The sequence below is a fragment of the Rhodococcus sp. Q genome (assembly GCF_005503035.1).
GTDB lineage: Bacteria > Actinomycetota > Actinomycetes > Mycobacteriales > Mycobacteriaceae > Rhodococcus_G.
In genome coordinates this window covers 90,574-103,429 of sequence record NZ_SCOY01000002.1, presented here as the reverse complement: position 1 = coordinate 103,429, position 12,856 = coordinate 90,574, and the positions used below count along the sequence as shown (strand labels likewise).

General features: G+C 69.2%; 10 protein-coding genes. 4 read left to right on the top strand and 6 right to left on the bottom strand.

Annotation, left to right across the window (positions count from 1 at the left end; translation table 11 throughout):
• Positions 1-5: 5 nt before the first annotated feature.
• The 3 genes from FFS72_RS02800 to nirB all read right to left on the bottom strand — a co-directional run bounded on the left by FFS72_RS02800 (position 6) and on the right by nirB (position 6,605).
• Positions 6-3,725 carry a nitrate reductase subunit alpha gene (locus FFS72_RS02800; RefSeq protein ID WP_137872520.1) on the bottom strand — a complete coding sequence of 1,240 codons (3,720 nt, stop codon included), beginning with the start codon at positions 3,723-3,725 and terminating at the stop codon, positions 6-8.
• Positions 3,726-3,789: 64 nt separating this feature from the next.
• Positions 3,790-4,110: a Rieske (2Fe-2S) protein gene (locus FFS72_RS02795; protein ID WP_137872519.1), complete on the bottom strand. Its 321-nt coding sequence runs from the start codon at positions 4,108-4,110 to the stop codon at positions 3,790-3,792.
• A complete protein-coding gene (gene nirB, locus FFS72_RS02790; RefSeq protein WP_137872518.1) occupies positions 4,107-6,605 on the bottom strand; it encodes a nitrite reductase large subunit NirB in 2,499 nt (832 codons plus the stop codon). The genes FFS72_RS02795 and nirB overlap by 4 nt, the downstream gene beginning before the upstream one ends.
• A 171-nt stretch (positions 6,606-6,776) precedes the next feature.
• On the opposite strand from nirB, the gene FFS72_RS02785 reads away from it, so the two are divergent.
• From FFS72_RS02785 to FFS72_RS02775, 3 genes are all read left to right on the top strand, one after another.
• A complete protein-coding gene (locus tag FFS72_RS02785; protein WP_137872517.1) occupies positions 6,777-8,024 on the top strand; it encodes an MFS transporter in 1,248 nt (415 codons plus the stop codon).
• A gap of 54 nt (positions 8,025-8,078) precedes the next feature.
• The gene (locus tag FFS72_RS02780) at positions 8,079-8,729 is read left to right on the top strand and encodes an ArsR/SmtB family transcription factor (RefSeq protein ID WP_137872516.1); all 651 of its coding nucleotides are present in this window, start codon (positions 8,079-8,081) and stop codon (positions 8,727-8,729) included.
• A 143-nt stretch (positions 8,730-8,872) separates the two neighbouring features.
• On the top strand, positions 8,873-9,475 hold the full coding sequence (locus FFS72_RS02775; protein ID WP_171018535.1) for a hypothetical protein: 603 nt from the start codon (positions 8,873-8,875) through the stop codon (positions 9,473-9,475).
• On the opposite strand, the gene FFS72_RS02770 is transcribed toward FFS72_RS02775, so the two are convergent.
• Entirely contained in the window at positions 9,453-10,199 is a 747-nt protein-coding gene (locus FFS72_RS02770) for a hypothetical protein (protein ID WP_137872514.1), read from the bottom strand. The two genes, FFS72_RS02775 and FFS72_RS02770, sit on opposite strands and share 23 nt — an antisense overlap.
• Positions 10,200-10,354: 155 nt before the next feature.
• On the opposite strand from FFS72_RS02770, the gene FFS72_RS02765 reads away from it, so the two are divergent.
• The gene (locus FFS72_RS02765; protein ID WP_137872513.1) at positions 10,355-10,726 is read left to right on the top strand and encodes a hypothetical protein; all 372 of its coding nucleotides are present in this window, start codon (positions 10,355-10,357) and stop codon (positions 10,724-10,726) included.
• Positions 10,727-10,742: 16 nt separating this feature from the next.
• On the opposite strand, the gene FFS72_RS02760 is transcribed toward FFS72_RS02765, so the two are convergent.
• The gene (locus FFS72_RS02760) at positions 10,743-11,873 is read right to left on the bottom strand and encodes an MFS transporter (RefSeq protein WP_137872512.1); all 1,131 of its coding nucleotides are present in this window, start codon (positions 11,871-11,873) and stop codon (positions 10,743-10,745) included.
• A 5-nt stretch (positions 11,874-11,878) separates the two neighbouring features.
• Positions 11,879-12,787 carry a PAC2 family protein gene (locus tag FFS72_RS02755; protein WP_137872739.1) on the bottom strand — a complete coding sequence of 303 codons (909 nt, stop codon included), beginning with the start codon at positions 12,785-12,787 and terminating at the stop codon, positions 11,879-11,881.
• Positions 12,788-12,856 lie beyond the last annotated feature (69 nt).

The following is a 12,856-nucleotide window of genomic DNA, read 5'->3' as shown; positions in this document are numbered from 1 at the left end:
TCATGTCAGTACGTCACTTCCTGGTCGCGGCGACGAATCGTGGTGACCTCGTCGCGCTGGTTTCCGGTGGGGCCGTGGTAGTTCAGGGCGAAGGACTGCTGCGCGTAACCGCCGATCAGGTGTGACGGCTTGATCATCACGCGAGTCAGCGCGTTGTGGATGCCGCCGCGTTTGCCGGTGCGTTCCGTTCTCGGCACGTCCACGGCACGGTCCTGGGCGTGGTACATGAACACCGTGCCCTCGGGCATGCGGTGGCTCACGATCGCGCGGGCGACGACGATGCCGTTGCGGTTCGTCGCCTCGATCCAGTCGTTGTCCGCGACACCGATCTTCGCGGCGTCCACGTCGGACATCCAGATCGTCTGACCACCGCGCGAGAGGGTCAGCATGTGCAGGTTGTCTTGGTACGCCGAGTGGATCGACCACTTGCTGTGCGGGGTCAGGTAGCGGACCGTGACGCTGCCGCCGACGCCGTTGCCGTGGGTCTCACCGACCGCGGGCTCCGCGAACAACGCCGTCATGTCCAGCGGTGGCCGGAAGATCGGCAGCTGTTCACCGAGTTCGGACATCCAGTCGTGGTCGAGGTAGAAGTGCTGGCGACCGGTCAGCGTGTGCCAGGGCTTGAGGCGCTCGGTGTTGATGGTGAACGGCGAGTAGCGTCGGCCACCGGTCTCGCTGCCGGACCACTCGGGCGAGGTGATGACGGGAACGGGCCGAGCCTGCGTGTCGGAGAACCGGATCCGGGTGCCCTCGTTCTCGGCGGCCAGGTCGACCAGCTGTGTTCCGGTGCGTTCCTGCAGGTGCTCGAATCCCTGGGTGGCCAGGCGCCCGTTCGTGGTGCCCGACAACGCGAGGATCGCCTCCGCGGCGTGCTTGTCCTTGGCAAGTGACGGGCGTCCCGCAGCGGGTCCGGTTGCCACGGCGCCGTTGACGGAGCGCAGGTAGCCGACTTCTTCGGTCGGGAACGTCGTGACGCCCTTCGTCGTCAGACCGAGCTCCTCGACGAGCGGGCCGAGTGCCCCCATCTTCTCGGCGATGGTCGTGTAGTCGCGTTCGACGACCACCAGCTTCGGCATCGTCTTGCCCGGAATCGGCTCGCACTCACCGCGCTTCCAGTCCAGGACCTTGCCGCCCGGCTGCGCGGTGGCATCGACGGTGTCGTGCAGCAGCGGGACCGCGACGATGTCCTTGCGGGTGCCGAGGTGCTTCTCGGCAAGCCAACTGAAACCGCGGGCGATGCGGTGGAACGCGTCGAAGTCGGTCTTCGACTCCCACGGTGGGGAGATCGCGGGCGAGAACGCGTGCACGAACGGATGCATGTCCGTGCTCGACAGGTCGTGCTTCTCGTACCAGGTCGCCGCGGGCAGCACCACGTCCGAGAACAGGGTGGTACTGGTCATGCGGAAGTCCAGCGTGGTCAGCAGGTCCAACTTGCCGGCGGGCGCCTCGTCCCGCCAGATCAGTTCCTCCGGCCGGATCCCGGTCGAGTCCGACGCCCGCAGGTTCGATCCCGCTCCCAGCAGGTGCTCGAGGAAGTACTCGTTGCCCTTCGCCGACGAACCGAGCAGGTTCGACCGCCACACGATCAGGGTTCGCGGGAAGTTCTCCGGCGCATCGGGGTCCTCGACCGCGAACTGCAGGTGGCCCGACTTCAGGCCGTCGACGACGTGGTCGGCCGGATTCTTCCCGAGTCGCTCCGCCTCGTCCGCGAGATCGAGTGGGTTGCGGTTGAACGTCGGGTAACTCGGCATCCAACCCAGCCGGGATGCGAGCGCGATGTTGTCGGCGGCGGTGCGTCCCGCGAACGCCCCGGACGCCAGCGGCGACGCCATCGCCTCCGAGGTGAACGGGTCGTACCGCCACTGGTCGGTCGCCAGGTACCAGAACACGGTGCCCTGCATCTGCCGCGCCGGCCTGGCCCAGTCGGAGCCGAACGCGAGGGTCGACCACCCGGTGACGGGCCGGCACTTCTCCTGCCCGACGTAGTGCGCCCAGCCGCCGCCGTTGACACCCTGGCAGCCGGTGAGCAGCGTCAACGTCAGGAACGACCGGTAGATCTGGTCGGAGTGGAACCAGTGGTTGGTGCCCGCGCCCATCAGGATCATCGACCGGCCGCCGGAACGATCGGCGTTGTCGGCGAACTCGCGCGCCACCCGCGCCGCGGAGGCCGCGGGGACACCGGTGATGCCTTCCTGCCACGCCGGAGTGTACGGCTCGTCGGCGTCGTCGTAGCCCGTCGGCCAGGTGCCCGGCAGTCCGTCTCGCACGACGCCGTACTGGGCAAGCATGAGGTCGAAGACCGTCGTGACGAGGCGTCCCGCAACGGTTCTCACGGGTACCCCGCGATGGAGGACTCCGGGCGTCGCGGTGTCATAGCGGGGCAGGTCGACCGTGACCGCGTCGCCGTCCTCGCCGTGCAGGCTCAGTACCGGTTCGACGCCCTCCAGGTCGAGATTCCACTTGCCCTTGCCGGACTCGGTGAAGCGGTCGCCGAGCGACCCGTTCGGGACGACCGGTTCGCCGGTCGCGGAGTCGAGGAGCACCGTCTTGTGAACGGCGCCCTCACCGGTGTCGCCGAGATCGGCTGCCGTGAGGAACTTTCCCGGCAGGTACGTCGGGCCGTGGCCGTTGGTCGTCGCGTCGACGGGCCGCGGCTCGAGAGTCACCAGGTACGGCAGGTCGGTGAACTTCGAGACGTAGTCGACGAAGCGTGGAACCTGCTTCTCGACGAAGAACTCGGTGAGGATGACGTGACCCATCGCCATGGCGAGGGCACCGTCGGTGCCGGGGCGCGCGGGCAACCACTGGTCGGCGAACTTCGTGTTGTCCGCGTAGTCGGGGGAGACCACGACGACCTTCTGGCCGCGGTAGCGGGCCTCGGTCATGTAATGGGCGTCCGGGGTACGCGTCACCGGGACGTTGGAACCCCACATGATCAGGTAGCCGGCGTCGAACCAGTCCGCGGACTCGGGGACGTCGGTCTGGTCGCCGAACACCTGCGGCGACGCCTCGGGCAGGTCGGCGTACCAGTCGTAGAACGAGAGCATCGCGCCGCCGATGAGCGAGATGAACCGGGCGCCGATCGCGTGGCTGACCATCGACATCGCCGGGATCGGCGAGAAGCCGGCGACCCGGTCCGGGCCGTACCGCTTGATGGTGTGCACGTGCGCGGCCGCGACGATCTCGGCGGCCTCCCACCACTCGGCGCGGACGAAGCCGCCCTTGCCGCGGGCCGCCTTGTACGTCTTCGACTTCTCCGGATCGTCGGCGATGTCCGCCCACGCGAGCACCGGATCCTTGAGCCGGGCCTTGGCCTCGCGGTACATCTCGAGCAGCACCCCGCGGACGTACGGGTAGCGCACCCGCGACGGCGAATACGTGTACCAGGAGAAGGAAGCGCCACGCGGGCAGCCGCGCGGCTCGTACTCCGGCTTGTCCGGACCGATCGACGGGTAATCCGTCTGCTGCGCTTCCCAGGTGATCACGCCGTCCTTGACGTAGATCTTCCACGAGCACGAACCCGTGCAGTTCACCCCGTGGGTGGACCGCACGACCTTGTCGTACGACATCCGATCGCGGTAGAAGTCGTCGGACGTGCGGCCGCCGATCTGGTACAGGGTGCGCATGTCGGCGGACGCCTCACCGCGCTGGAAGTGCTTACCGAAGCGGAGCAGGGCGTCTGCATCCAGCTTTCCGGTGGTCGGGGTCCCGGTGGTCGGGGTCATGAGTACCTCTCGAAGACGAAGTGCGACAGAGCGAGTCCTGCCTCTGAGTTGGTCAGCTGGCCGGTCAGACCTGGACGATCACCGCCCCGTCGGCGACGTGCGCCGGGTACACGCGCACCGGAGCGACCGTCTCCGTGGTGCAGGCGCCGGAGTCGAAGCGGAAGGCGTACTGATGCAGCGGGCAGGTGACCACCGCACCGTCGATCTGTCCATCGGCGAGCGGCCCTGCCTTGTGCGGGCACACCGCATCCATCGCGCGCACCGTGCCGTCGGACAGCAGGAACACGGCGATCTGGTGACCGTCGACCACGTACGTGCGACCCTCGCCCGGCGTCAGGTCGGTGACGGACCCGACCGCGACCTGCCGGTCCATCGTCGCGGTCATCGGACCGGCACCTGAGGGAGCGGGAGCAGCGGGAGCGCGGGCGCGAACTGCGCGGGCGACTTCGGGGCGCTGCGCTCGCGCCACGGGTCGCTGTAGCCGGCGACCGCGGTCGCCATTCTCTCGTCCAGTCCGGCCACGATGCCCTCCTCGTCTCGAACCAACAGCGCCTGCAACCGCTCCAGGCCGACCCTCGGCACCCAGTCGTAGGTGCGTTCGAGCCACTTCGCGTCTTCGCGGTAGTGCTGGATGAACCGTCCGGCCAGGTCGATCACCTCCTCACCCGACTCGACGGTGGCGAGCAGGTCGCCCTTCCGGATGTGCGCGCCGGCGGCGCCCCCGACGTAGATCTCCCAACGCCCGTCGCCGACTGCGACCACTCCGAAGTCCTTGCACAGTGCCTCCGAACAGTTCCGGGGGCACCCCGCGACGGCGAGCTTGAGCTTCGCGGGGGCTTCGAGACCCTGGAACCGCTCCTCGAGGGCGATGCCGAGGTTCGTGGAGTCACCGAGTCCGAAGCGGCAGAAGTCGCTTCCCACACACGTTTTCACCGTGCGCATGCTCTTGCCGTAGGCGTAGCCCGACGGCATGTCCAGGTCACCCCACACCTTCGGCAGGTCTTCCTTCTTGATGCCGAGCAGGTCGATGCGCTGTCCGCCGGTGACCTTCACGAGCGGGACCGCGTACTTGTCGGCGACATCGGCGATGCGGCGCAGCTGATCCGGTGTGGTGACGCCGCCCTTCATCTGCGGGACCACCGAGAACGTGCCGTCGCGCTGGATGTTCGCGTGGACGCGGTCGTTGATGAAGAGGGCTCCGCGCTCGTCGACCCAGTCCGGACCCCACACGGTGCGCAGCAGCGACGCCAGCGGCATCTTCGCGGGTGCCTGCTCGAGGCCGTCCGTGGCGAGTTCGGCGAACACCTGTGACACCGCGCGCAGATCGCGCTCCCGGATGGCGGCGACGAGCTCGGTCTTCGTCATCGGGATGCACGGCACGTACCAGTCGGCCGCCGGATCCGCGGCCAACGAGCCGCCCGCGGCGTAGGCGACTATGTCGGTGACGAGTCCCTTGCAGGAGCCGCACCCCTTGCCTGCGCGGGTCTTCGCGCACACCTCCGTCAGCGTCGCGGCGCCGCCGTGCACGCACGCGACCAGGTCGCCCTTCGTGACGCCGTTGCAGTTGCACACCTGCGTGTCGTCGGGCAGGTCCGCCGCCGACGCGGCGTCCGCGGCGCCGGCCAGGTCGAACAGCAACGACATGCGGTCCTCGGGGAGTTCGACCTTGCCGTCGAACACCTGTGTCAGCAGGGACGCCTTGCCGATCTCGCCCATCAGCGTCGCACCGACCAGCTTGCCGTCCCGCACCACGATGTTCTTGTAGACCCCGGTTCGGGAATCGTAGAACTGGATGAACTCGTCGGTCTCCAATTCCGGGCTCTTGACGCCCATCGCCGCCACGTCGAGTCCCGCGACCTTGAGCTTCGTGGTCGACGACGAACCCTGGTATGCGGCCGCGGGATTCGATCCCGTCAGATGCTCGGCGAGGACCACCGACTGCTCCCACACCGGCGCGACCAGTCCGTACAACTCGCCGCGGTGCTGGGCGCATTCGCCGACCGCGTAGACCGAACCCTCGTCCTCGCACCGCATCTGGTCGTCGACGACGATGCCCCGCTCGACGACCAGGCCGCCCGCGCGCGCCAGTTCGGCGTTGGGGCGGATGCCCGCGGTGACGACGACCATGTCGGCGGGCAGGCTGCTGCCGTCATTGAACGCGACACCCGTGACGTTTCCGCTGTCGTCGCGCAGCACCGCTGTGGTGCGCATCGCGGTGTGGACGCCGACACCGAGCGCCTCGATCTTCGCGCGCAGCACCTGGCCGCCGCGCTCGTCGAGCTGCTGGTTCATCAGGTGTCCGGGCGAGTGCACGACGTTGACCGTCAGGCCCTGCGTGCGGAGCCCGTACGCGGCCTCGAGGCCCAGCAGTCCGCCGCCGATCACGACCGCGGAGACACCGTCCCGGGACTGCGCCATCTGCAGCATGCCGTTGGTGTCGGCGATGGTGCGGAAACCGAAGACGCCACGGCCGAGCCTGCCGTCCGCTTCGCGCAGTCCGTCCATGTTGGGGAAGAAGGTGTTCGAGCCGGTCGCGACGACGAGGACGTCGTAGTCGACGACCCGGTCGCTCTCGCAGGTGATGGTCTTCGCAAACCGGTCGAGGGTGACGGCGCGGTCGCCCGCGTAGAGCGTCACACCGTTCTCGCGGTACCAGCTCATCGGGTTGAGGATGATGTCGTCGTCGTCCGCGGTCGCCTCACCGGACAGGACGTGGGAGAGCATGATGCGGTTGTAGTTGCCGTACGGCTCGTCGCCGATCATCGTGACGTCGAACATGTCCCGACCGCCGCGCGCGAGAATCTCTTCGACGGTGCGGGCGCCTGCCATGCCGTTGCCGACGACCAGCAGTCGCCTCTTCGCCTCACCTGTGCTCGCCATGCGTCGAGGGTGCGGGCATCGGGTGACGCAATCGCTGCCGGGACGTTACGCGGCAATCAGGAAGTGCTCACCGAGTCGCGCGTCCGGTTGTAAGGGTTTCCGTCGACCTCCGCTACTATTCCATGAAGTTATGGAATAGCGAGGTAATCGGAGGGGGCGGGGAGGTCAGCCATGGTCGCGAGCGGTGAATCAGAGGTCGGCACTCCCGCGATCGACGACGCCGAACGCCGCCGGGTGCAGCGGCGCACGCTGATGGTCGTCGTCGCCAGCCAGATTCTCGGTGGCGCCGGCCTGGCAGCCGGGATCACCGTCGGAGCGCTCCTCGCCAAGGACATGCTCGGCACCGACGGCCTCGCGGGCGTGCCGACCGCGCTCTTCACGCTCGGGTCGGCACTGGCGGCGTTTCTCGTCGGCCGGATCACCGCGGGTCGCGGCAGGCGGACGGGCCTGGCCCTCGGATTCGGGGCGGGCGGCGTCGGCGCCATCGGTGTGGTCGTCGCGGCCGCAACCGGAAGTGTGCCCCTGCTACTCGTGTCCCTGTTCGTCTACGGCGCAGGCACCGCGACGAATCTGCAGGCACGGTATGCGGGAACGGATCTCGCGCCCGCCGCAGGGCGCGGGACGGCCGTCAGCGTCGCGATGGTGGCGACCACCCTCGGGGCGGTCGCGGGGCCGAACCTCGTCGAGCCGCTCGGAGAGTGGGCGGTCCGGCTCGGGCTGCCCGCGCTGTCGGGGCCGTTCCTGTTGGCCGCGGCGGCGTACCTCGCCGCGGGGACGGTTCTCTTCGCGCTGTTGCGGCCGGACCCGTACCTCCTTGCCCGACGACTGGAATCCGCCGAGCACGCGGCCGTCGCGACGGATGCGGCGCCGCCGCCCGGCATCGGTGCCTATGTTGGCGCCGCCGTCATGGTTCTGACCCAGATCGCCATGGTGGCGATCATGACGATGACCCCGGTCCACATGCGTGCGCACGGTCACGGGCTGGGGGAGATCGGGTTGGTGATCGGTGTCCACGTCGGCGCCATGTACCTGCCGTCCCTGGTCACGGGTGTCCTCGTCGACAAGGTCGGCCGGCTGCCGATGGCCGCCGCGGCGGGTGTCACTCTCCTGCTCGCCGGAGTCACCGCCGCGGTTGCCCCCGCGGATTCGCTCACCCTGCTGATCGTGGCACTCGCGTTGCTGGGGCTCGGCTGGAACTTCGGCCTGATCTCGGGAACTGCATTGGTTGTCGACGCCACGGTCCCGCAGAACCGGCCCCGGACGCAGGGCTCCATCGACGTCCTGATCGCCCTCGCCGGAGCGGGTGGCGGCGCGCTGTCCGGTGTCGTGATGTCTGCAACCGACTACGCGACCCTGGCTCTCGGCGGTGGTGTCCTGGCGCTGCTGCTGGTGCCGGTCCTGTTCCGGGCTCGCCGCTGATGGGTAGCGCGGCAGCGATTCTCACGAGCTGATCGAACACAGGAGGTGGGTGGCATGTCGGGTACGCGAGCGGAGCTCTACGACCAGATCGCCCGGGTCGGCAAGGCCGTCGGTCACGGTGGCAGGCTGCGCATCCTGGACCTGCTCGCGCAGAGCGAGCGCACGGTCGATGCCATCGCCACCGCGACCGAGATGAACGTGACGACTGCATCGGCGAACCTGCAGGCTCTCAAGGCGAGTGGCCTCGTCGTCGCTCGGCGGGACGGCACCCGTCAGATCTACAGCCTGGCGGGGCCGGACGTCGCCCGGTTGCTGGTCCTCGTCCAGGACGTCGCCCGGGCACATCTCGCCGAGGTTGCCGCGTCTGCCGCGGAGGTGCTGGGATCGCCGGACGACGCCATCACCCGCGAGGAGCTGATTCGGCGCCGCGATGCCGGCGAGATCACTCTCGTGGACGTGCGGCCAAGCGAGGAATTCGCCGCGGGCCACATCCCAGGCTCGATCAACGTCCCGCTCGCCGACCTGGCGCGTCGCCTCGGCGAACTGCCGGCCGGCCGTGAGATCGTCGCGTACTGCCGTGGTGCCTACTGCGTGATGGCACCCGATGCGGTCCGCATCGCCCGCGAGGCGGGAATGTGCATCACCCGCCTCGACGGCGGCATGCTCGAGTGGCGGCTGGCGGGGCTGCCCGTCGCGGGCTCGTAGCCTGCACAGCATTCCGTGGGGAGGCCGTCGTGCTGCCCGCTCGTAACGGGCGACACGAGAAAACCGACTTCTGGGTATGCCACCCTCGTATGCGTTCCGACAGTCCGGGCCGGTCGGCGGATCCGATGCCTGACGATGTGAGGATGCGCGCGCAGCGACTCCAGGGCGGTCTGCGGCCCGTGGTCCTCGGGGTGGCGGCACTCGTCGTCGCCGGATCCGCTGCCGTCGCCATGCCGGGCACAGCGTGTGCCTGTTCGTGCGCCGTCTCCGAGACGCCGGAAGCGGCCGTTTCCCACGCGTCGGGGGTGTTCGTGGGACGCGCCACCGACAAGGTCTCCACCGGCTTCACCGACATCTACGAGTTCGAGGTCTCGGAGGTGTTCAAGGGTGACGTCGGAGCAACGACGACGGTCGGCACCCTGTCCAACGGCAACGGCTGCGGAACCCGCTACGAAGTGGGGCAGGAGTACCTCCTGTTCGTCTCGAGGCCGTACGACGTCGATGCTGCATGGGAGGGCAACGTCTGCGGGCCGAGCAGCGGGGGAGATGTCGACGTCCGAGCGGTGACCGAGCAGGTGTACGGGCCTCCGCGGGAGCCGTCGGGGTCGTCGGCACGCATCAGCGCATGGACGCGGTTGACTGCCGGGCGGGGCGTGCCACTCGTCGTCGGTGGGGTGGTCGCGCTTCTCGCTGTCTGGTGGGGCGGTACCGCGATCCGGCGATTCACCCGCGACGATCGCTCGTGACCACCGTGCGATGCCGCGTCGGGTCGAAGGTCTCGAACTCGGCGTTGCCGACGGCGAACAGGCCACGTTGGGGAAGCCAGAAGTCGCCGAGGCGATCCTGACGGGGTAGCGGGCCCGGGTCACCCAGGTCGGAGCCGTGCAGACGAGCGCTGCTCGCGGCGACCGCCCACAGCCGTTGCGGCGCGAGGCCGAACCGCTGGCCGTTGGGGACCGAGCCGCACAGTCCGATACGGCCCGTGCGCATCAGCGGTCGTGCCGTGTGTTCCATCGCCTTGAGGAACGCCTGACTGCGCCACGCGGAGACGGGAAGTCGGCGCCCGATCGCCGACATCGTCGCCGTCGCGGGGGTCGACGCGAGTTCGAGTCGCCAGTCGAGAACATCGGGGATCGTGACCCTGAGTTCGTACGGCCCGACCCAGTCGAGGTCGATGTTCGCGTGAACGGTGTGGGTGGTGGGGGAGTCGGCGAAGTAGCGCGGACAGCTCTGCTCCGGCTCGATGCCGGAGTAGAACGACCACGCACCGCCGGGGTCGCGATGCCACACGGTCCGATATCCCGGACCGATTGTGGTTGCGACATAGTGACGAAGTGCGAGGTAGTGGCCGTTGCGGAAGGGCAAGCCCATCACGCCGTAGCCGACGAAGCGTTCGTCGGTCCCCGGCCACGGCGCGGCGTCGCGCACCGTGGCGAGGGCGGCCTCTTGGGGAGTCTGGTGGCTGGTCATGACCGAAATCCTCGGCCGATCGCAGTCGATGGGCATGGGGCATCTGCCCCAATTTCGGTGATCGACCGAGCGCTGCGGTCGTGATTCACGGTCAGGAGTCACAGATGCGTGCGATGCTGGATGTGTTCCGGGGTCGAGGTCACTGGGGAGGAAAAGTGCAGGTACGTCGCGCGGTAGCGGGGTTCGCGGCGACCGGACTTGTTCTCGCGGTCGCGGGGTGCAGCAGTGCCGGTGGCGCTGTCGCGGGGTCCGGCATCACCCCGGCCGCCGAGAGCTCACCTCATCCCGATCGGGTTCTCGTACAACGACCCGGGCTGATCGACACGGACATCTCGGCTGTCGACCTGCCAGTGTGGCAGGGACCGGACCCGTCCGAGTTTCTCGCTCCGAGCCCACCGTCAGGGGAAAGTGGTGTGATCACCGGCGACCGGGCCGGGGTCGTCCACCTCGCGGCACTCGACAATCCGAGAGCGCTCTGGAATGTGGGCGGCACCGTGCAGTGGCTGGTTGTCGAGGTTCCTGCCTAGGGTTCGGCCACGTCACTCAGGACGGGCGGGACTTCGGCATGAGCAGCGGCGCCGCGACCGCGAGCATGGCGGTCGGTAGCACGAATGCCGCAACCGGATCGACGGAGTACAGCGGGGTCAGGGCGAGGGGCGCGAGCGCGGCACCCCCGAACCGCATCGCCTGCACCACCGACACCGCGCCGCCGCGGTTGGCTCCCTCGGACCCGAGGATCGCGGAATTGACGCCGACGAGCACGAACTGCCCCGCCACCCCGGACAGCGCCCACGTCACCGCCACCGCACCGACCGTCCCGAGCGCACCCGTCGCGGCGACGAGCACGGCGCCGCCGACCGCACCCGTGATGACGGCGGCCCGCGCACCCCATCGGTCGATCGCGGCCCCGACCGGGCGGGCGGCGAGGATCCCGGCGAGACCGAAACCGGTCAGCAGCAGACCGCGGTGCGCCGAGTCGAGGCCGAGGGCGTCCTCGGCGCGGAACGCCACCAGGAAGCCGAGGCCGCCGAGCGCGCCCCACCCGAGCAGCGCCACGAGCCCGATCCGCAGTACCGAGGGGTCGAGGGCGTCCCGCAGTCGCGCGGGCGCGCCTGCCTGCGTGACCGCCGCCGTCCGGGGCAGCCCGACCGCGCCGAGGCACAGTGCCACCGCGGCGATCACCGCGAACGCGAGACGCCAGTTCACCTCCGCGGCGACGCCGCCGACGAGAGGAGCGCTGGTCTGCCCGGCCGCCTGCAACGCACCGAACACGCCGAGCGCCCGCCCGAGCCGCGCCCTTGGTGTCACGGCGGCGAGCGCCGCCAGCAGCAGCGGCGTCGTGAACGCGTTCGCGCAGCCCTGCAGGACGCGGCTGACCTGGAACAGGGCGAACGTCGGCGCCAGCACCGACAGCGCGGCCGCGGCGGCGTACACGCCGTAGGCGACGCGAACCGTCCGCAGGCCACCCCAGCGCGAACCGTATGTCCCCGACACCAGCATGAGCGCCGCGAACGGCAGCAGATACGAGGTGAGCGACGATGCCGCCTGCGCGGTGCTCACCCCGAACGAGTCGCCGAGCTCCGGGAGCATCGACGAGACGACGCCACCGCCGAAGGGGCCGAGGAATCCACCCGCGTACAGAGCGCCGCGCTGGAACCGGTCACGCGTGGGCACAGGAACTACAGCCCGCCGAAGCTCCCCGGTCCGCGCCTGCGCAGGTACTTCTCGAACTCGGCGGCGATCGCGTCACCGTCGATCTTGGAGATCGCCTCGGAGATGTCGACCTCCGCGTCGCCGCGCTCCTCGAGCGTGCGCACGTACTCGGAGATCTCGTCGTCCTCCTCCGTCATCTCCGTGACGGACTCCTCCCAGTCCTCGGCCTGCGCCGGGAGCTCGCCGAGGGGCACCTCGACGTCGAGGACGTCCTCGACGCGGCGCAGCAGGGCGACTGTCGCCTTCGGGTTCGGGGGCTGCGACACGTAGTGGGGGACGGCCGCCCAGAACGAGATCGCGGGCACCCCCGCCTTGACGCATTCGTCCTGCAGCACGCCGGTGATACCGGTCGGACCCTCGTATCGGGTCTGCTCGAGGTTGAACTTCTGGGCGGACTCGGCGCTGTACGCGGTGCCGGTGACCGGGACGGGCCTCGTGTGCGGGGTGTCGGCGAGCAGTGCACCCAGGATCACCACGGTGGTGACGCCCAGTTCCTCGATGATCTCGAGGAGGTCGTCGCAGAAGCTGCGCCAGCGCATGTTCGGTTCGATGCCGCGGAGCAGCAGCACATCGCGGTCGCTGCCGGGCGGGGAGCACACCGAGATCCGGGTGGCGGGCCACTGGATCTCGCGTGTGACCCCGTCGACCTGCCGAACCTGCGGACGGTTCACCTGGTAGTCGTAGTAGTCCTCGGAGTCCAGCTCCGCGAGAGGTCTGGCATCCCAGATCAGTTCGAGGTGTTCGACCGCGCCGCTGGCCGCGTCGCCGGCGTCGTTCCAGCCTTCGAACGCGGCCACGAGAATCGGGTCGCGGAGGACGAGTTCGTCGTCGGTCGCGGCAGTGTCGAAGGCGTCGGTTCCTTCGGGACCGGGCACGCCGAATTGTTCGCTTGGACTCACCTGCCTAGCCTACGGCCAGCCCTGTCCGAGGCGCCCACTACTCTG

Coding starts and splice junctions, on each gene's coding strand:
- FFS72_RS02780 (WP_137872516.1), top strand. CDS start 8,079: ATGTCGGGTACGCGAGCGGAGCTCTACGACCAGATCGCCCGGGTCGGC.
- FFS72_RS02800 (WP_137872520.1), bottom strand. CDS start 3,725: ATGACCCCGACCACCGGGACCCCGACCACCGGAAAGCTGGATGCAGAC.
- FFS72_RS02795 (WP_137872519.1), bottom strand. CDS start 4,110: ATGACCGCGACGATGGACCGGCAGGTCGCGGTCGGGTCCGTCACCGAC.
- nirB (WP_137872518.1), bottom strand. CDS start 6,605: ATGGCGAGCACAGGTGAGGCGAAGAGGCGACTGCTGGTCGTCGGCAAC.
- FFS72_RS02775 (WP_171018535.1), top strand. CDS start 8,873: ATGCGCGCGCAGCGACTCCAGGGCGGTCTGCGGCCCGTGGTCCTCGGG.
- FFS72_RS02770 (WP_137872514.1), bottom strand. CDS start 10,199: ATGACCAGCCACCAGACTCCCCAAGAGGCCGCCCTCGCCACGGTGCGC.
- FFS72_RS02785 (WP_137872517.1), top strand. CDS start 6,777: ATGGTCGCGAGCGGTGAATCAGAGGTCGGCACTCCCGCGATCGACGAC.